Raw genomic sequence first — 20,184 nt, 5'->3', positions numbered from 1 at the left:
CAGTGTCACTCCCCCTGATTTCCAATAGTGTCCGGCGTGGTCACGAGCTTGTCCACGAAGCCGTATTCCAGGGCTTCCTGTGCAGTGAACCAGTGATCGTATTCGTTGTCGCGGTAAATTTCCTCGACGGTGTGGCCGGTCTGCTCAGCGGTCAGCTCGCTCATGGTCTTCTTCATATCCATGATGAGTTCGGCGTTGATGCGCACATCGGTTGCAGTGCCGCCAATGCCGCCGGACGGCTGGTGCATCAGCACACGGGCATGCGAAGTCAGATAACGCTTGCCCTTGGTGCCTGAGCTCAGCAGGAACTGGCCCATGGACGCGCACATGCCGAGACCCACGGTTGCCACATCCGGTTCGATGAGCTGCATGGTGTCGTAGATGGCCATGCCGGCGGTGATGGAACCGCCCGGAGAGTTGATGTACAGCCAGATATCCTTCTTGGGATCTTCGGCGGCCAGCATCAGCAGCTGGGCGCAGATGCGGTTGGCCATATCATCCTTGACCTCTTCGCCCATCCAAATGATGCGGTCCTTCAACAGACGGTTGAAAATCGGGTCGACGGGGCCGGCCGGGACGTCTTCGCCCGCCATTACCGGCAAGGTCGCAAAGGTATTGCTCACCTTGAAACTCCTTCTAATAACTCGAACATTGTTCAGACTACCGCCTTGAAGCGACTGAAGACGGTTTTTCGCCTGCATTTTGGCGGCTAGCGTAGGCGTTGGCGTGAACTACCGTCACTCCTCCATGGCATCAAGCACATCATCGATGAGCAGACGGCTGTGCGCGCCCTCCCCTTTCAGCCTGGGGAATCGTCGTTCCGCATTCGCCGGACTCGCCCCTGCGGCACGCGCCACGTTCGATTTGCTTACTCCATGCGCCACCGCTTTTTCGGCAAGACGATCGACGAGGGAATCCGATACCTGCCGCATTTGTTCAGCCACCCATAGTTGAGCCATATCCTGGCTGAGCCCGTAATCCTCGATCAGCTCGCTGGATGCCTCCTGAATGGCTGCCCATAGCACCATAAAGGGCTTGCGATAATAGGCAATCTGCTCGTTCAACGGCTCGGATTGCAGTGTTTCCAACGCTTTGCGGTCTTCAGTGTTGAGCGACATGGCGCACCTTCAATGCGTTGAGCATCCACTGCGAGACCAGTGCCGAGGTGGCTACCGCAAGACCGACCGGCACGAAGAACGTGATGGGCGCCTCGGTCAGTTCCATAACCAAACACATGGCCATCAACGGTGCCTGCTGCGAGGCTGCAAGCAACGCAGCTGCGCCAATCAGCGCACATGCGGTCACCGAATCAGCGGGGAAAGCGAGCAACCAGCCCAATCCCAGCATCGCACCCAATGTGGAGCCGAGTGCAATGCCGGGCTGCAGCACGCCTCCGGAGGCTCCGGAACGGATGGTCATCAACGTTACTATTGCTTTGGCCACGAACGTGAGCGCCAATATCGCCAGCATCATCATCGTTGGATTCCAACCGGAAACGCCGATGGCAGTCAGCAGTGGGTTGAGCAGCGTCCATGGCGACGCGGCTGCGGAAGCCGACGATTGTACGGCTCCTGAACTACCGGCGGCATCCGGAACAAACGTGCTGAAGCCAAGTTGCGCCGCCGCACGACCGTTACCCATCACCTGAGGGACCAATGCCGCCACTAGTCCGGTGATCAGACCGGCGAGTGGCATCTGCCACAGTATTGCCTTGCCTGCCGGCTTGTGCGCTTCAGCCCACGAGGATCCCTTGCGGAACAGTGCGCCGGCAACACCGCATGCCGCGCCACAGAGCAGGGCGAACAGCATCAGCGACGGTGTGGACTGCGGCTGCATGGCGGTGATGTCATAGAACGTGTGATGACCTTTGATTGCCGCCGCCACGAACGCCGCCACAGCGGACATGCCCAAGCCGAATGCCACTTTTTCCAGCGTTACATCCACCAACAGAATCTCCACGGCAAAGAACATGCCGGCAAGCGGCGCGTTATAGACACCGCCCAAACCAGCGCCAGCCGCTACGGCCACCACCATACGTCGATCGATGCCATCGGCACCATCAATATGGAATAAGTCGCAAAATCGTTGCGCCAGCATGGCACCGAGTTCGCGCGGCGCTACTTCTCGGCCGATGGATGCACCCGAACCCACAATGAAAATCTGCAGCACCACATGCAGTATGGTCTGCCAAGCGGGCATCCGTTCGCCGGCCACGGCTTTCTTTACTGAAGGAACCTTAGTGGTCTTATTGCGCAACAGATACCAGAGAACGCCGGCGATACCGAGACCAAGAGTCACGGAGATTCCACGTCGTACAGCTGGCACACCGAAAGGCCCCGGCAGTTGCGCTCCCTCAATGTAACCGAGCATCACATGCTCCACGCCATAGAGCAGCAAAGTCAACAGGCCGGCACCTGCACCGATCAATGCTCCCAATCCAATGATTGCGGCGGCAATCCAACCGATGCGTGTGACGTTCATGGTTCGTGGCATGATACGTTCCTCCACAATGTCCTGCACCCACCAATCCCCACGAATCGTCCATGTGCTGGATCATCCGTTTGCACCGTCGTGGTTGGTGCATTGTCTCGAATGGGTTAATGCATGCATATGCCAGCATAAGTAAGGCCCGAAACCTCCACGGTTCCGGGCCTTCTCTTCGTTACGCTAGCGCGTTTGCCTTACTCACTCGGCGTCGGCAGCCTTGTCCTCGTCGGACTTGGTGAGCTCGTCAGCCACAGCGGCGGCAGCGGAAGCAGCCTCGACGGACTCGGCTTCCTCATCCTCAGCGGCGTCACCGAGGAAGGCGGAGAGGTCGACGACTTCGCCGTCGGCGGTGAACTTCACAGCGCGCATACCGGCGAGCAGGCCCTTGGAACGGCCGACTTCCTGCACGGCGGAGCCGAGCTGGCCGTTCTTGATGATGGCCTGAATGAAGGCGTTCGGATCCATGCCGTACTGCTGGGCGATGGAAGCGAGGAAGTTGAACACGTCGGACTGGGAGACCTTGACATCCAGCTTCTCAGCCAGAGCGTCGAGCACCATCTGATCGCGCAGATCCTTCTCGACGGTCTTCTCGGCTTCGTCCTTCTGCTCCTTGGTGGCCTTCTCCGGATCCGGGGTCATGCCCTTGAGCTGCTCTTCGACCATGTTGGCCTTGACGCCCTTCGGCACCGGGATCTCGAGACCTTCCTGCAGCTTGGCGATGAAGGCATCGCGAGCTTCGGTGGCCTGACGGCCTTCGGCATCCTGGCCGGCAGCCTTGCGGATATCGGCCTTGAGCTCGTCGAGGGTGTCGAATTCGGAAGCCTCGGAAGCGAACTCATCGTTCAGCTCCGGCAGTTCCTCAGCCTTGACGGAGTTGACCTTGACCTTGACCTGAGCCTTCTGACCTTCGTGCTCGCCGGCTTCCAGCGTGCCTTCGAAAGTGGTCTCTTCGCCGGCGGACAGGCCATCGAGAGCCTCATCCAGACCGTCGAGCATGGTGTTGGAGCCGAGCTCGTAGCTCACGCCTTCCTGGGAGTCAACGACTTCGCCGTCGATCTCAGCGGACAGGTCGATGTTGGCGAAGTCACCCTTGGCGGCCGGGCGATCGACGCCCACCAGGGTACCGAAGCGCTGGCGCAGGGCCTCGAGACGCTTGTCGACGTCCTCATCCTTGACTTCCGGCTTGGCGATGGCGATTTCCATGCCGTCGATCTCCGGCAGTTCGATGACCGGGCGACGTTCGACGGTGGCCACGAACTTCAGCTTGGTCTCATCCTTAGCGGACTGCGGGACTTCCTGCACGTCGAACTCAGGCTGGGCCATCGGGTGAATCTTCTTCTCCTCGAGAGCCTTGGAGTACAGCTCCGGCACCGCGTTGTTCACGGCCTCGCCGGCAACGGCGGCAAAGCCGAAGCGCTGGTCGATGATCTTGCCGGGCACGTGGCCCTTACGGAAGCCGGGAACGTTCACCTGCTTGGCGATTTCCTTACGAGCCTCATCCAGGAACGGGTCGAGCTCTTCCGGTTCGACAGTGACGGTGAGCTTCACCTTGGTGGGCTCGAGGTTACGAACGCTGATCTTCACGCTAATGACTCCTCAAAAAAGTCGTTATTCTTACAATCTGCCGTTAGGCAACCTCTACATGATAACGCCACTTACGGACGGTGCAATAAGACGCACCTGCCAGTTTCGCGCGCCTTGTTGCGCGAGGAAGCCGGCAACATCCAGGTCGGTTATGTCTTCAACCCAGCACAGATTGCGGATGATCTGTGGTTTGATGATGATTTCCGCAGGCGTGCGCGTATCCTCGGCGATCTGATTGATGACTTTGCGCACATGCTGCAGTCGCTCATACCGTTCCGGATGCCGCTGCTGCCAGAGCCTCATCGACCTTGGTGCATTCGTCACACCATTCTCATCCGGCTGCTCGGGTGCGGGAATCGACGGCCACTGTTCAGGCTTCAACGCGAGAGCCCTATCGATGGCAAGCTTCCATACTTTTGGCTTCACCATGCGCTGAATCGGCGCATACCGTTCGAACATTTTGTCCTGTTCCGTACCCGTATGCATGCGTACGCGCTCATTGAGCGAACGTACCATGCGGAATTGCGCCGCATTATGCGGTTTACGCTGCGCAGCCTCGATAATCGAGGAATCCGCAAGCAGCAGGCTCGGGGAAATATCGTAGTGCTTGGCCAGACGGTCCCGCTCCTCCCAGAGCGACTTGGCGACGGCCAGTCCCTGCGGATCACGCCCAAGTTCGGTGATGCGCGAGATGCGCAACCATGGCACGGGGTGAGGCTTGCGAGGAGCCAGCCCCTTGCTCAACGCATAATCGAATTCCTCTTCGGCCCACTCATCCTTGCCGGCCGCCTTCAAATCGCGACGCATCGCATCTTCCAGCTCAATCAGCACCTCCACGTCAAGGGCTGCGTAATTACGCCAGTCCCGGGGCAGTGGGCGATACGACCAATCCGCCGCGGAGTGTTCCTTGGCCAGGGTAATCCCCAGATAGTGTTCGGTTACCGAAGCCAGTCCAAAGCGATGTAAGCCCAGCAGCCTGGCCGCGATTTCCGTATCGAACAGGTGCTTGGGCGAGAGGCCGATATCCGCGAAGCCCGGCAAATCCATCAGTGAATCATGCAGAATCCACGTTGCTTCGCCAACCGCGTCGTTGAATTCTGCCCAGTCAGCTCCGGCCTCGGTGAGCGCGATGGGATCCAACAGCACAATGCCGGCACCTTCACGCTTGAACTGAATCAGCCAATCCTCATGACCATAGCGGAATCCGGACGCTCGCTCGGCATCGGCGGCCAGCGAACCACTTGCGGCGGCCAGCGACTCGCAGACGCGATGGTACTCGTCAAGTGTCGCGGTGACATTGGGCACTCCCCCACGAGGCTCCTTCAGCAGTCGCGGTTGGGTGTCACGCATGTCGCTCACCTGTTGTCAGCCTCCTCAAAACGAACGGCGGATGCCATGAATGCGGCCCACGAATTGACTTGTGCGCCGGCGTCCATAGTACCGTTCGGACCGGAACCGTCAAGCGGCGTCCATGAGACCCGTACCTCACAACCGGCGCTGGCCTGACCAGCCAAAGCCCCGAACGACGTGTTCTGATTCACCGTTACCGTACCGGATAGGGAATCCGGTACGACTTGCTCAAGGAAGTCGCACATATCCTCCCAGTACATGCTGGGAGCGAGCGCGTCGTTTTCGGCAAGTTCCAACGGCAGTCTGGCGAATGCCACACAGCGCCACTTCGAGCCCCAATCGGCGCGGGATTTCCTGCAGTACAGAATCATCACCCATCCGGTTGCGCAACGTGACACGTCACCATTGGCGTGTGCCTCAGCATTGTCTGCCGTGCCATTGTCTGATTCAAGCTCCACTCCGATGCCGAAATCAGCCAGTGTGGAGGGCACGGGAATCTCCCGGTACCGAACACCATGCAATTTGATGATGGCACCGACTGATTCGACTGCCGCCCACAGCTCATCCGGCACAGCAGCAGGACGCACGGGCTGCCCCTCGTTGGGCACACCCACAGGAAATGCGTAGATGTCGGCCATACTTCTAGAGTACGAGCACCGGTAAAGAAACACTGTATTGACGCGTGCGGCACACGTTGATTGTCAGGCTTCCTGTGCTGTTGGCTTGAACGATGCTTCTGATTCTTCCGCATTCTGCAGGCAATCAGGCAACATTAACGGCGGTCTGCCTGCTCTATAAGAGGAGACCGCCGTGATACACGTGTGTAATACGCTTTAATACACAGTAAAACCGTGATCCTTGAACTGGTTGGCCACGCGTTCGCGGGTGGCTGCGTTCGGACCTTTCTGGTTTTCCAACGGGTATGGGATACGCAGCTCATGCCACTTCGGGCGGCCGAGCTGGTGGAATCCGAGCACGTCGATATGCTCCACCGCATCGCCGAAGGTCTCGCAGATCTTGGCCACGTTCTCCACGTTTTCCTCGGAGTCAGTGAGTCCCGGAACAAGGACGAATCGTACCCAAATCTTCTTGCCGGCTTTGGCGAGGCGTTGGCCGAAGTCGATGGTGGGCTGCAAGAGTCCACCGGTCACCTTGTGATACGTGGCTTCATCACCGGACTTGACATCGAGCAGACACAGGTCGATATCTTCAAGCATCTCATCGGTGTAGTTGGTGTTGAGGAACCCCGAGGTATCCAGGCAGGTGTGCACGCCCATCTCCTTGGCGGCATGGAAGACGCGGGAGACGAACGCCGGCTGCATCATCGATTCGCCGCCGGAGAAGGTAATACCGCCATGGGTGGCTTTGAACAAGTCCTTGTAGCGATCTACCTTCTTGATCATGGCGTCGAGATATACCGGCTTGCCATCGCGCATTTTCCATGTATCCGGATTCTGGCAGTACTGGCAACGCAACGGGCAGCCGGACATGAACACGGTCATACGGGTGCCCGGACCGTCCACGGATGTGTTGATATCCCAGGAATGCACGAAGCCGATATCGCCGGATTTGAGCGCGGCGATACGGTCACGCCGGTCGAGGCCGATTGGGGATTCGAATCCGGAGAGCCCGCCCATCAGGGTCTGGGATGCGTAAGTCTTTGATTCGCGCAACATATGGCGCGTAGTGGTACGGAACTGGTCGTCGGGCATCATTGTCCTCCTGTTCCTGAAAGTGATGCTAGTGACTCTGTGATTACCGGCCGGAGTCAGCCTCTCCTCTCACTCACATCATGGCAGCCTTCCTTCTGAGAGGAATCAAGAAAGACTGTCATAAGGAAGGGGTGGGACTTAAAGCCCACCCCTTCATCGTTTACCCGTTCACACGGTTGGTGCTATCGGCTGATCAGTCGGTGACAGCGCCCTGGTGGAAGGTACGGGAGATGACGTCGAGCTGCTGTTCCTTGGTGAGCTTGACGAAGTTCACCGCGTAGCCGGAGACGCGCACGGTCAGGTGCGGGTACTTCTCCGGGTGCTCGACTGCATCCTCCATGGTCTCCTTGCGCAGCACGTTGATGTTGGCGTGGTAGAGGCCGTGGCCGTTGCCGGCGTCCAGGATGCCGACCAGGTTGCCGATACGCTCTTCCTCATCGCGACCGAGGCCATCAGGGGTGATGGTGTTGGTCAGCGAGATGCCGTCGAGAGCATCGTTGTAGTCGATCTTGCCGACGGAGAACATGGACGGCAGCATGCCGTGGGAGTCCATGCCGTTCTCCGGGTTGGCGCCCGGAGCGTACGGGGTGCCCTTCTTGTGGCCGGACGGGAAGGAACCAGTGTTCTTGCCGTACTCCACGTTGGAGGTGATGGTCAGGATGGACTGGGTCGGGACTGCGCCACGGTAGACCGGCAGACGCTTGACCTGGCCCATAACCGTGGAGACAACCCACTTGGCGATGTCATCAGCGCGATCATCATCGTTGCCGTAGATCGGGAACTCGCCGTCGGTGCGGTAGCCGACGACCAGATCGTCGTCAGCACCCTCGACGTACTCGTACTCGTGGCCTTCGAGGTTCTTGGCCTCGGCGTTGGTGATCGGGTACACCTTGGCGTACTTGATGGCGGCCAGGGAGTCGGCGGCGATGGACAGGCCGGACATACCGCAACCGAGGGTACGGTACACTTCCTTGTCGTGCAGCGCCATTTCGATGGACTCGTAGGCGTACTTATCGTGCATGTAGTGGATGATGTTCAGGGCCATGACGTAGGTCTCGGACAGCCACTCGAGAGCCTTCTCGTAGTTGTTCTTGACCTTCTCGTAGTCCAGGGAGCCATCGGCTTCCGGCTTGATCGGATCGATGACGCCCTTGTCGATGACCTGCATGCCGGTCATCTCATCGCGGCCACCGTTGATGGCGTACAGCAGAGCCTTGGCGGAGTTCACGCGAGCGGCGAAGAACTGCATCTGCTTGCCCACGCGCATCGGGGAGACGCAGCATGCGATGGCGGCGTCATCGCCCCAGTGGGAACGGATTTCCTTATCGGACTCGTACTGGATGGCGGAGGTGTCGATGGAGATCTTGGCGCAGAAGCGCTTGTAGCCTTCCGGCAGCTTCGGATCCCAGAAGATGGTGATGTTCGGCTCAGGGCCAGGTCCAAGGTGCTCCAAGGTCAGCGTGTTGAGCAGACGGAAGGAGGTCTTGGTGACCAGCGGACGGCCGTCGTCGCCGAAGCCAGCGTCGGACCAGGTTGCCCAGTACGGATCGCCGGAGAAGATGGCGTCGTAGTCCTTGGTACGCAGGAAGCGCACGATACGCAGCTTCATGACGATGTTGTCGATGAGCTCCTGGGCGTCGGTCTCGGTGATCTTGCCGGCCTTGAGGTCGCGCTCGATGAAGCAGTCGAGGAAGGCGGAGTTACGGCCGAAGGACATTGCGGCGCCGTCCTGGCTCTTGATGGAGGCGAGGTAGCCCATGTAGGTCCACTGCACGGCTTCCTGAGCGTTCTGTGCCGGACGGGTCAGGTCGAGGCCGTACTCGTTGCCGAGGTTGATGAGCTTCTTCAGGGCCTTGATCTGCTCGTCGTGCTCCTCGCGGAAGCGGATCCAGTGCTCAATCTCCGGCTCGGTGAAGTCGTTGCGGTACGGCACGGAATCCTTGTCGCGCTTCTTGAAGGCGATCAGCTTGTTCACACCGTACAGAGCCACTCGACGGTAGTCGCCAATGATGCGGCCACGGCCGTAGGCATCCGGCAGACCGGTCAGAATCTTGTTGTGGCGAGCCACCTTGATCTGCTTGGTGTATACGCCGAAGACACCGTCGTTGTGGGTCTTGCGGTACTTGGTGAAGATCTTCTTGATTTCCGGATCCGGCTCCTTGCCAGCCTCACGGATGGCCTGCTCGACCATACGCCAGCCACCGTTCGGCATCATGGCGCGCTTACACGGCACGTCGGTCTGCAGGCCGACAATCACGTTGTCGACTTCCGGGGAGTCGATGTAGCCGGCCGGGAAGGCGTCGATGTCAGCCGGGGTGTGGGTATCCACATCATAGACGCGCTGCTTGCGCTCCACTGCCAGGTAGTTGTCGTCGAGGTACTTCCACAGGTGCTTCGTCTTTTCGGTGGCGGGTGCCAGGAAGGATTCATCGCCGGTGTACGGGGTGTAGTTCTTCTGAATGAAGTCGCGGACGTCAATGTCCTTCTGCCAATTGCCCTCGGTGAAGCCGGCCCAAGCCTTGGCCTCAAGCTCTTCCTGAGAAACAGCGGCATTCTCTACTGCGGTCATGTCACTCCTTTAATGGGGTCTTCGGTTTCGCATCTTCACGGAACCATTGCCATTAAGTGTAGTTTGCACATGCTTGAGAAAAGCTGAAATGGGAAGTGAGTTATCTCACACTCGTGTGATTTGCCTGCAATAGCAACGTTTCTCGGACTTCAATACTGAGATTGTTCGTCTTTTCCATAAGAAAAACCGCTCATCCGACCATAAAGATCTGAGCGGTTTTTCACTATGTGGGAATTACGGCGCTGGAATTCGGCAATTCCCAGGCATTAATCAATGGCGGTATCCTTCACCGTTCCATTGCCGATTCTGCTCCTCCCATTTGGCATTGCGGTCGGCGACGATGTCCCATGCGTGTTCGGCGTCTTCCTTGGTTTTGTATGGGCCCATACGCTGTTCGATTGGGGAAATCGGACCAAGTTCGGCACGGCCTTTGACCATGTTGAAGTACCACTGCTTGTCGTTGTCGCTCATGATGGCAATCCTCCCATCAGCACTCAATTAAGCCTTCTATAACGCATGGTGGCTCACAGGTAAGACAGATGCGTCATAGAAGGCCAGCTATCAGGCAGTGTGCAGAATCAGATCACTCGGGCGACGTCCGCTTCCTGAGTCTCGACGCGGGCGGCATGCTGCTCCTTGATTCGTGCCAGCAGATCAGGATCCACAATCACATCCAGCGCGGTGTAGGCCAAAGCCTTGGACGACCAGCGAATCGATTCGAGACCGAACGGGCTTGCCGCGGCGGCCGCCACCTTCTCGTTATGGCCGCCGAGCTTTTCCGTGGAGATGGCGAACATAGGCTGGATGGTCGGCACCACCTGGGACACGTTGCCGACATCGCTGGAGCCGAAGCTGACCTTGTCCTGCTCGGTGGGCTGGACTACCTGACCCAGCGCTTCGGCGTTGCGCTGCCAGACTTCATCGAACAGCGGAGTCGGAATCATGTTATCGACTTGGTTCTGGTAAGGCGTTACCGTGCCAGTGGCTCCAGTGGCGAGCGCCGCACCGGCCACGATGTTATCGACTTTCTTGCGCAGCGACAGCAGTCCCGGCACCGAAGCGGAGCGCAGGTAGAACTTGGCTTTGGCGTAGTCAGGCACCACGTTCGGCTGCAGACCGCCGTCGGTGATAATGCCGTGGACGCGCACGTCCTTGGGCAGGTGCTGGCGCAGCGCGTTGATGGAGTTGAAGGTCTGGATCACGCCATCGAGTGCGTTGATGCCCTGTTCGGGCGTGGCTGCGGCATGGGAGGCCTTGCCGTGGAATTCGATATCGATCGGCTGGCAGGCCAGATTGCGGGAAGACAGGTAGTTGCCGCCGGCGTGTGGATGCGCGCACAGTGCGATGTCCACGTCGTCGAAGAAGCCGTCCTTGACGAAGCTGCCTTTGGCGCTGCCGTTTTCGCCGCCTTCCTCACCGGGAGTGCCGTAGACGCGCAGTTCGCCGCCGAATTCGTCGATGACCTGCTTCAACGAGGCGGCGGCCAGCGAGGAGTTGGGACCGAATACGCTATGGCCGCAGCCGTGCCCTACACCGGGAAGGGCATCGTATTCGGCAAGGAACACCACCACAGGACCGGGCTTGCCGGTACGGTAGACCGCTTCGAAACCAGTGCGATGGTCGGCCACGCCGAGGGTGACGTCGAATCCTTCTTCCTTGAGTTTGTTGGACAAGGTTTCGGAAGCGAAGAATTCGTAATTGCTGTACTCGGGCTTGTCGTGGATGGCCAGGGAAATACGCTGGTAGTCGGCCAGCGAGGCATCCGCGTAATCGCTGATGCGCTGCTTGGCGTTGGCCACGCGGGTTGCAAGGGATTCCTGCTCGCTCATTGGTGTGCTCCTCATGGTGATGGCGGCTCGAATACCGCCGAGCCGCCCGTTAGTTGTGTGTTGGTAGTTGATTGCTGTGGAATCGCCGATTACTTGGACAGATCGGATTCGATTTGTGCCAAGTAGCCCTGCAGTTCCTTGGCGCTGTAGTTGGTGACCAGCACCGAGGTGCCCTTGGAGTCTTCCTGTACGGCGTCGGTGACGGCCTTGGTGTTGTAGATTTCAACGATCTTCTTGTAGACCGGGTTGTTCACGTCCGCCTTGCGGGCCACGAATGCATTGATGTACGGCTTGGCGGAGTCGGCGCTCGGGTCGTCCTGGAAGATGGCGTCCTTCGGGTTCAGGCCGGCGTCCTTGATGTAGCTGTTGTTGATGATGCCTGCGGTCAGCTGCGGATCGTTGAGCGAGTTGGCCACCTTTTCGGCGCCGAGCGGCACAACCTTGACCTTGGATGCGGATTCGTCGATATCGGACGGTGCGGTTACGGCGGTCCACTTGTGCTTCAGCTTCACCAGACCAGCCTTCTCAAGCACGCCGATGGCGCGGGCCTGGTTGGTTTCGTCGTTCGGAATGGCGATGGTGTCGCCTTGCTTGATCTCGTCAACGCTCTTGACCTTGCTGGAGTAGAGGCCGAGCGGCACGATCACGGTGCCGCCGATGGGCTGCAGATCCTTGTTGTTCTTCACGTTGTAGTTGGCGAGGTAGAGCAGGTGCTGGAACTCGTTCAGGTCAAGATCGCCGGAATCCAGTGCAGGATTCTCGGAGGTGTAATCCTGGAAGTCCACGATATCGACGTGGATGCCCTGCTTCAGGGCTTCCTGCTTGAATACCTGCCACGGCTTATCGGATGCGCCGACCACACCGATCTTCACCGGATTGGCTTCGGAGCCCTTTTCGGCGTTGGCGTTGCTGGCGAAGGCGCGGTAGCCGAAGAAGCCACCGGCCAGCACGAGCACCACGACCACGACGGCGATGATGATGTTGCGCAGAGTGTGGTTGACGCGCACCGGCTCCTGCGGGTTAGCGGGCGTCTGAGTCTGGGTTGCTGCGGACATGTTGTTGTTCCCTCTCTCTTTTGGATGTACTTCACGATGCATGTCAATTGCTTGACGACATGACCCAACGATAGAGGCCGAACAACGCTGCGATGCCCGTTTTGCCATACGCCCTGCTTATAGCCTGTTACGAGGCACTATGGTTCATGTGCTTGATAACCGGCTATAAGCACGCAAATGTCTCACCATATGAGAAAAGCACCTCGATATGAGGTGCTTTTCTTCAGCAACAGGCCCACCGGCTTCAGCCGACGATCTTGTGCAACTACTCGCGGAATGCGTTGGTCACCGGCAGGCGACGGTCACGGCCAAAGGCCAGCGCTGTGACCTTGGGGCCAAGCGGATACTGGCGGCGCTTCCATTCGGCGCGGTCCACCAGACGCATCACCGTGTCCACCGTGGCCTCATCGAAACCGTCAGCCAGCAAATCGGCGCGACCATGCGCATGTTCAATGTAGGCGGCCAGCACCTTATCGAGCAACGCGTACTCGGGTAGAGAATCGGAATCCTTCTGGCCGGGGCGAAGCTCAGCGGATGGTGCTTTTTCAATGGATGCCACCGGAATCATCACTCCTTCAGGAAGCGGAGTGCCCGGGTTACCTTCCTCGTTGCCTACAATCTTCAATCCGCCGATGCCCATGCCTGTGGCAGCGGCCTTGTTACGCCAGCGACTGATCTCCCAAACGCGGGTTTTCAGCAAATCCTTGATAGGCGCATATCCGCCGACTGCGTCACCGTAAATCGTGGAGTATCCGCAAGCCAATTCGGATTTGTTACCGGTTGCCACGGCAAGCAGACCACGGGAGTTGGAGCTGGCCATCACAATCACGCCACGGATACGAGCCTGCAGATTCTCCGCAGACACACCTTCAAGGTGCAGTTGCTGCTGGTAGGCGTTGAACAGCGGCTCGATGGGCTGCACTTCGTAATGGGCGCCGATATTCCGGGCTAGATCAGCGGCATCATCCTTGGAACCGTCCGAGGAATACATGGAGGGCATGGAGATGCCCCACACATGCTCTCCCCCGCATGCGTCGGCAGCCATGGCGGCCACCAATGCGGAGTCGATGCCGCCGGAAAGGCCGAGCGTCACACCGGTGAAGTGGTTCTTGGCCATGTAATCCTTCAGGCCAAGCACACACGCGGTGTAGACTTCCTCGTCCCTGTCGAGCTCGGGCACGATCTCAGCCTTGCTCTGATGCTCGGCAGTCGAATCGAAGTCCCAGAACGTGAGGTTTTCCATGAACATGGGGCTGCGTTCCAGCAGCGTGCCGTCGGCATCCACTACGAAGCTGCCACCGTCGAAGACCAGATCATCCTGACCGCCTACCTGATTGAGGTAGATGACCGGCGCACTTACTTCAGCGGCTCGTTTCTGTGCCAACTCGAAGCGCGTGTGGGTTTTGCCTTCCTCATAGGGTGAACCGTTGATGGTGAGGAACAGATCGATGTTCTTGGTGGCGAGGTCGGCCACCGGGCCGCCATCCTGCCAGATGTCCTCGCAGATGGCCACGCCGATGCGTGCGCCATCCACGTCAAGCGTCACCGAGCGATCGCCGGCGGAGAAGATGCGGAACTCGTCGAACACGCCATAGTTGGGCAGGAAGTGCTTATCATAACCGGCCCATACCACACCTTCATGCAGCACCACGAGACGGTTGCGCGGCTTGCTCGTGGCACGGTCGGTGCCTACGGTACCCACCACCACAAACAGTTCGCCGAGCCCCTCGGCATTAAGCTGCGCGGCCAGTTCGTTGGCCTTATCCCATGCGGCTTGTCGGAACGTGCGACGCAATGCCAGATCCTCGATAGGGTATCCGGTAAGCGTCATTTCCGGGAACACCACCACTTGGGCGTTACCCTTGGCGGCTTTTCGGGAGAAATCCAACACTTTGGCCGCATTGGCATCGAGTGCGCCAACGCAGGTATCGATTTGGGCGAGTGCAAAGCGTAACTGTGTCATGGTTCCTTAGTGTAGTGCGTAACCTCAGCGCGCATCACGCATGAGTCCAAGAAGCCTTCACGATGTGGCAAATCCTCCACGGTGTGGTCATGCAACAACACATATTGGCGGAATACCGCCATTTTCACCTACCACACCGTGGAATTATTGCCACACCGTGGGATTATTACCACACGGTGGGAAAAATGCCACACGGTGAAGATCTAGCTCAGTTCGTTGATTACACGCAGTGCCGCGTTGACGTAAAAGTTCACGAATGTTGGAATCGATTCATCGAGGCCCACGAAATGCGGACTGTGCCAGTCGGCGCAACCTTCCTGACCGTTGGAGCCCACGAATGCGAATACCGGCAGCGTGACCTTGGAGAATTCGCAGAAGTCCTCCCCCGCCATCGATGGGCGAATTGGTTCAAGCTGCGCATAATCGTTGACGTCAGCGGCCACCGCCTTGGCCAGCCCGGCATCGGAGACCAGCGGATCCTGGAAATCATCCCACATCACGTCGGCGCTGATGCCGTATGCCTTGGCGGTATGCTCCACAATCTCCTTGAATCGACGGCCCACATGATTGCCGTCTTCCTTATGGAAGTAGCGTACCGTGCCTTGGAATCCGGCCTCGGCCGGCACCACATTCCACACATCGCCACCGTGCACTTCGGTGACCGACAGTACCAGCGGATGGAATGGTGTCACATTGCGGCTCACAATGGTTTGCAGGCTCATGATCATGCTGGCCAATGCTTCGATGGGGCTGGTGCCCTTATAGGGGTAACCGGCATGGGAGCCGGAGGCGTGAATATCCACACGGAACTTCACACAGCCCGCCATCATCGGTTCAACGCCGATGGCCAGCTGGCCGGGCGCGTAATTCGGATTGTTGTGCGTACCGATGATGGCGTCCACATCATCCACCAATCCGGCATCGATCATTGCGCGAGCACCCTGACCGGTTTCCTCACTGGGTTGGAACAGGATCTTGATGGATCCGGCGAACTTGTCGCGATGCTCGGCGAGCCAGAACGCAGCGCCCAGCAGGCCGGTCATATGCAGATCATGACCGCAACCATGCATCACACCATGGTTGACCGAGGAGAATTCCAAGCCAGTGTCTTCCACAATCGGCAGTCCGTCGATGTCGGCGCGTAATCCAATGCGCGGGCCCGGACCGGCCTGACCTTCAATCAGACCCACCACGCCGGTTTTCATCGGATTGGGCAGTACGTCGATGCCATGCGACCTGAGCTGGTCAGCAAGGTAGATACTGGTGTCGAATTCCTTGAAGCTGCGCTCCGGATGCGCGTGCAGATAGTGACGAATAGAGACGAGTTCGGGATCGAAATCGATATGTTCACTCATAGTTTGCGATTCTAGTAATGATTATGGTTACTTACGAAAAATCTCTCACTGATAACCGCTCAGTGAGAGATTTTCGGGAGGGCGCGTGATGCCGATGAGCATCGGCGCACGAACGCTTATTGCTGTCGCTTCAGCAGCTTCTTGGCGATGGCGTTGGCGATACCTTGCACCACCTGCACGAGGACGATCATGATGATCACGGCCGTCCAGGTCACGGTCTGGTCGAACTTCTGATAACCGTAGGCGATGGCGAAGTTACCAAGACCGCCGCCGCCGATGTAGCCGGCCATGGCGGACATGTCGAGCACACCGATGAACAGGAAAGCGTAGGCCAGAATCAGTGGAGCCAATGCTTCGGGGATCAGCACCGTACGAATAATGGTCAGCTTGCTGGCACCCATGGAGCGCGCGGCTTCGATCATGCCCGGATCTACAGGAACCAGATTCTGCTCGACCAGACGCGACGTGGCGAAGGTGCACATCACCACCATCGGGAAGATGGCGGCAACCGTGCCGATTGACGTGCCGACCACCACGATGGTGAGCGGCTGCATGGCAGCAAGGAAGATGATGAACGGGATGGGTCGCACGATATTGACGATCACGTCGAGAATACGGTAGACCACGGCGTTCTCGAACAAGTTACCCGGACGCGTGCCGTACAGTATCACGCCGAGGATCAGACCGAGTAGTCCGCCCACAACCAGTGTGATCAACACCATGGTGAGCGTTTGGCCGATGGATTCGAACAGTAGCGGACGCAGTACGGTCCAATCGCTATGAGAGCTGGCGAGCGTAATCATCATTCGGCTCCTTCACTGGTCACGGTTTGCGAGGAGTAGCCGGACACGGCTTCGGCATAGTCCACAGGGTTTTCGGCAGTGCCGAAGTCAACCACATCACTGTCTTGGGCAAGTTCCTTGAGGAATGGCTCGACGTTCGGCCCGCTGAATTCATAGGTGATGGCACCGATGGCGGTGCCCTTGACGGTATCGATGCCGCCGTACAGGAGACTGGACTCAACGCCATGCTTGGCAATCAGACCGGAGATGTTCTGGCCGGATGCACCCACGGTATGTCCATGGCTGCCGGACACATCCTTTTGACGGATAAGCACGGTAACGATGCGGCCGGACCATTCGTGGTGCAGTCGTTCGACGCGTTCCTCCTCCGGCAAACCGGAGAGGGCGGTGGCGATGAACCGCTTGGTGACCGGCTGCTGCGGTGCCGCAAATACATCGTAGACATCGCCGGATTCCACTACGCGGCCGGCGCTCATCACAGCGACGCGACCGGCGATCTGCTGCACCACGTTCATCTGGTGGGTGATGAGCACAATGGTGATACCGAATTCCTCGTTGACTCGCTTGAGCAAAGCCAGCACTTCGGTGGTGGTCTCAGGATCGAGGGCGCTGGTGGCCTCGTCGGCAAGCAAGATCTCGGGATTGGTGGCCAGGGCGCGGGCGATGCCGACACGCTGCTTCTGGCCGCCGGAGAGCTGGGATGGATACTTGTCCGCATGTTCGGAGAGGCCCACGAACTCCAGTAATTCAGCGACGCGACGATCCTGGTAATCCTTGCGCCAGTGATCAAGCTGCAGCGGGTATGCGATGTTCTGCGCCACGGTCTTCGTGGAGAACAGGTTGAACTGCTGGAAAATCATACCGATCTTCTGGCGGATGGGCCGCAGTTTGGCCTCGCTTAACCCGGTGATATCCGTGCCCATCACATTGACGCTGCCGGACGTCGGGCGTTCCAGCGCGTTGATCAGTCGTACCAATGTGGATTTGCCGGCACCGGAATATCCGATGATGCCGAAGATATCACCACGATTGATGGTCAGGCTGACATCATCGACGGCACGAGTGGCTGCCGCGCCTTTGCCGCGCGTTTTGTATTCCTTGACCACATGGTCGAAGGTGATGATTGGCTCGCTCATGGTCCTCCCCTGATTGCGCCGAGTGAAGCATATGCAATTGGCTATGCCGAGTGAGGTTACCACCATGAGCAGTCATGGTGGATGCCTCACCCGGCATGAGCGTTATTTGGTCAGGCTCACTGAGCCTTGGCGTCCTTTTCGATGTCGGCCAGGTAGCTCTGCAGCTCCTCGGCGCTGAACTTGTTGGCGAAGACTGCAGTGCCGCCGGACTTCTCCTGAAGTGCGTCGAGCACGTCCTTCTCCTGGAAGATCTTGACGATCTTCTTGTAGGTCTCATTGTTCACGTCATCCTTGCGGGCGACCCACACGTTGATGTACGGGCGGGCTTCCTCGGATTCGGCATCGTCCTGGTAGATGGCGTCCTTCGGATCGAGGCCGGCATCGGCAACGTAGTCGTTGTTGATAACGCCTGCGGCGATGGTCGGATCCTTCAAGGTGGTGGCGACCTGTTCGGCCTTCAACGGGGTGACCTTGACCTTGCTCTTGGCCTCATCGATGTCTGCCGGGGTGGAGAATGCGGTCCAGTCGCCCTTCAGGGTCACGAGACCGGCGGCCTTGAGCACGCCGATGGCGCGAGCCTAGTTGGTTTCATCGTTCGGGATGGTGACGGTGGAGCCGGCGGCGATGTCCTTGATGTCCTTGACCTTGGTGGAGTACACGCCAAGCGGGTAGATGGCGGTGCCGCCGATGGGCTGCAGATCCTTGTTGTTGCTCACGTTGTAGTTGGCGAGGTAGAGCAGGTGCTGGAACTCGTTCAAATCAAGTTCACCGGAATCCAGTGCCGGATTCTCGGAGGTGTAATCCTGGAAGTCCACGATATCGACGTAGATGCCGGCCTGTTCGGCCTTCTTCTTCAGCAGCACCCACTCAGGGTCGGTGGCACCGACCACGCCGATCTTCACCGGGTTGTCCTTGGAGCCCTTGACTGCCTCCTGGTTGGCGTTGTTGTAGGCGCGGAAACCGAAGAACGCAGCCACGGCGATAATGGCCACCACGACGATGGCGATAATGATGTTGCGCGGCGTGTTGTTCACGCGCACGGGCTCGTTGTTGGCCGGGGTTGCCGGCTGATTTGCTGAAGTCATAGTATCTTTCCTCTTCTTCATGTTTGCTTGCGTCAGCTGCCATGAAGTGCAGCGCATGGCTGTCCTGACGAACGTGTTACACAATAGCCCCTCTGCATTGCCCCAAGCCCGCAATACTGCGAATTGACGTATAGGCGTTGGTTATGGCAGGTATATAAATGATTGGAATACCGCGGTTCTTGAATCATGCATAAAACCGGTTCGAGACAAATTTGAACACGTGTTAACCACATTGTGGACTACGCAGGCATCCGACAACGGTTTTTCGGCGCGGCGTGGACAGCCAACATCGACAATGAAACCATGACCAATACTGACATCAAAGCGGTGTTTTTCGATATCGATGGCACACTGACCAGCTTCACCACGCACAAGGTTCCCGACTCCACCGTACACGCAATCCATGCATTGCAGACGGCGGGTATCAAGGTGCTGATCTGCACCGGACGTGCACCCTCACAGATGAAGGTGGTGCTGGATACCATGCCGGTGACGTTCGACGGCATTGTGGCGTTCAATGGACAGTACTGTTTCGACGGCACCGGGTTCTTCGCCTCGCAGGCTCTTGACCGGGATGATATTGCCATTATTCTTGACTGGCTCGATGGCCATCCTGATGTGGTATGCAATTTCGGCGAGAAGGATTACGTGTATTTCAATCAGGATGATGCCGCGCTACGCGCAACGTGGGCCCAGCTTGGCAAGACGGCGCCAGTCAGGTATTTCGATGATCCCCATGTGCGCACGTTGACCAATGAGACCTTCCAAATCAGTCCGTTCATCGGCGTGGAACAGGAAAACGAACTGGTGGGATTGTGCGGCAATGTTCGAGGAGTCCGATGGCATCCGGCTTTTACTGATCTGATTCCGGCCGATGGCGGCAAACCTCGCGGCATCCAGCGGTTTATGCAGCATTACGGCATTACGCGCGATCAAACGATGGCATTCGGCGATGGAGGCAATGACACCGCCATGCTCGCCTATGCCGGCATCGGCGTGGCCATGGGCAACGCCACCGAAGAGCCGAAGGCCGCCGCCGATTACGTGACCGACGATGTGGATCATGATGGCGTGCTCAATGCATTGCAGCATTACGGCATTCTGTAAGCTCGCGATGCGTCGCACTATGCGGGCTATAGGAACTTTTGTGGTGTTTATACCCGGGGTTTGGCCTTGTGCGAGTAGGCGTGTCGGGGTGTTATTTTTCCCGGCGGGAAAATAGGGGCGTTCCGGTGGTGGGCTGGGTCTATGAGAAC

General features: G+C 58.3%; 16 protein-coding genes and 1 pseudogene. 1 reads left to right on the top strand and 16 read right to left on the bottom strand.

Annotation, left to right across the window (positions count from 1 at the left end; translation table 11 throughout):
* Positions 1–5: 5 nt before the first annotated feature.
* The 16 genes and pseudogenes from JS530_RS06405 to JS530_RS06330 form a co-directional block, all read right to left on the bottom strand.
* Positions 6–623: an ATP-dependent Clp protease proteolytic subunit gene (locus JS530_RS06405; protein ID WP_214376363.1), complete on the bottom strand. Its 618-nt coding sequence runs from the start codon at positions 621–623 to the stop codon at positions 6–8.
* Positions 624–737: 114 nt separating this feature from the next.
* A complete protein-coding gene (locus JS530_RS06400; protein WP_214376362.1) occupies positions 738–1,118 on the bottom strand; it encodes a transcriptional regulator in 381 nt (126 codons plus the stop codon).
* Positions 1,102–2,493 carry a chloride channel protein gene (locus tag JS530_RS06395; RefSeq protein WP_214376361.1) on the bottom strand — a complete coding sequence of 464 codons (1,392 nt, stop codon included), beginning with the start codon at positions 2,491–2,493 and terminating at the stop codon, positions 1,102–1,104. The genes JS530_RS06400 and JS530_RS06395 overlap by 17 nt, the downstream gene beginning before the upstream one ends.
* Positions 2,494–2,685: 192 nt before the next feature.
* Positions 2,686–4,071, bottom strand: coding sequence for a trigger factor (gene tig, locus JS530_RS06390; RefSeq protein ID WP_214376360.1), 1,386 nt, complete (start codon positions 4,069–4,071; stop codon positions 2,686–2,688).
* A gap of 54 nt (positions 4,072–4,125) precedes the next feature.
* A complete protein-coding gene (locus JS530_RS06385; protein ID WP_214376359.1) occupies positions 4,126–5,430 on the bottom strand; it encodes an HRDC domain-containing protein in 1,305 nt (434 codons plus the stop codon).
* Complete coding sequence (locus JS530_RS06380; protein WP_214376358.1) at positions 5,427–6,059, bottom strand: DUF3000 family protein; 633 nt, start codon at positions 6,057–6,059, stop codon at positions 5,427–5,429. The genes JS530_RS06385 and JS530_RS06380 overlap by 4 nt, the downstream gene beginning before the upstream one ends.
* Positions 6,060–6,254: 195 nt before the next feature.
* The gene (gene pflA / locus JS530_RS06375) at positions 6,255–7,136 is read right to left on the bottom strand and encodes a pyruvate formate-lyase-activating protein (RefSeq protein WP_214376357.1); all 882 of its coding nucleotides are present in this window, start codon (positions 7,134–7,136) and stop codon (positions 6,255–6,257) included.
* 190 nt (positions 7,137–7,326) lie between these two features.
* Positions 7,327–9,702 carry a formate C-acetyltransferase gene (gene pflB / locus JS530_RS06370; protein ID WP_214376356.1) on the bottom strand — a complete coding sequence of 792 codons (2,376 nt, stop codon included), beginning with the start codon at positions 9,700–9,702 and terminating at the stop codon, positions 7,327–7,329.
* Between the two features lie 270 nt (positions 9,703–9,972).
* On the bottom strand, positions 9,973–10,173 hold the full coding sequence (locus tag JS530_RS06365) for a hypothetical protein (RefSeq protein WP_214376355.1): 201 nt from the start codon (positions 10,171–10,173) through the stop codon (positions 9,973–9,975).
* 107 nt (positions 10,174–10,280) lie between these two features.
* A complete protein-coding gene (locus JS530_RS06360) occupies positions 10,281–11,531 on the bottom strand; it encodes a M20 family metallopeptidase (RefSeq protein WP_214376354.1) in 1,251 nt (416 codons plus the stop codon).
* Positions 11,532–11,620: 89 nt separating this feature from the next.
* Positions 11,621–12,586 (bottom strand): MetQ/NlpA family ABC transporter substrate-binding protein, encoded by a 966-nt coding sequence (locus JS530_RS06355; RefSeq protein WP_214376353.1) that lies wholly within the window; start codon positions 12,584–12,586, stop codon positions 11,621–11,623.
* Positions 12,587–12,851: 265 nt separating this feature from the next.
* A complete protein-coding gene (locus tag JS530_RS06350) occupies positions 12,852–14,549 on the bottom strand; it encodes an NAD+ synthase (protein ID WP_214376352.1) in 1,698 nt (565 codons plus the stop codon).
* A 203-nt stretch (positions 14,550–14,752) separates the two neighbouring features.
* Positions 14,753–15,904, bottom strand: coding sequence for a M20 metallopeptidase family protein (locus tag JS530_RS06345; RefSeq protein WP_214376351.1), 1,152 nt, complete (start codon positions 15,902–15,904; stop codon positions 14,753–14,755).
* Between the two features lie 116 nt (positions 15,905–16,020).
* Positions 16,021–16,707: a methionine ABC transporter permease gene (locus tag JS530_RS06340; RefSeq protein ID WP_214376631.1), complete on the bottom strand. Its 687-nt coding sequence runs from the start codon at positions 16,705–16,707 to the stop codon at positions 16,021–16,023.
* Positions 16,707–17,843 (bottom strand): methionine ABC transporter ATP-binding protein, encoded by a 1,137-nt coding sequence (locus JS530_RS06335; protein ID WP_214376350.1) that lies wholly within the window; start codon positions 17,841–17,843, stop codon positions 16,707–16,709. Before JS530_RS06335 ends, JS530_RS06340 begins: the two co-directional genes overlap by 1 nt.
* Positions 17,844–17,959: 116 nt before the next feature.
* A pseudogene (locus JS530_RS06330) lies at positions 17,960–18,928 on the bottom strand (MetQ/NlpA family ABC transporter substrate-binding protein).
* 303 nt (positions 18,929–19,231) lie between these two features.
* Between JS530_RS06330 and JS530_RS06325 the strand changes: the two are divergent.
* Entirely contained in the window at positions 19,232–20,035 is an 804-nt protein-coding gene (locus JS530_RS06325) for a Cof-type HAD-IIB family hydrolase (protein ID WP_214376349.1), read from the top strand.
* Positions 20,036–20,184: the final 149 nt, after the last annotated feature.

Origin of the sequence: Bifidobacterium colobi (assembly GCF_018555455.1) — a bacterium.
Taxonomy (GTDB): domain Bacteria; phylum Actinomycetota; class Actinomycetes; order Actinomycetales; family Bifidobacteriaceae; genus Bifidobacterium; species Bifidobacterium colobi.
Note: the sequence above shows the minus strand (reverse complement) of the source record. Positions and strands in the feature narration are given on the sequence as shown.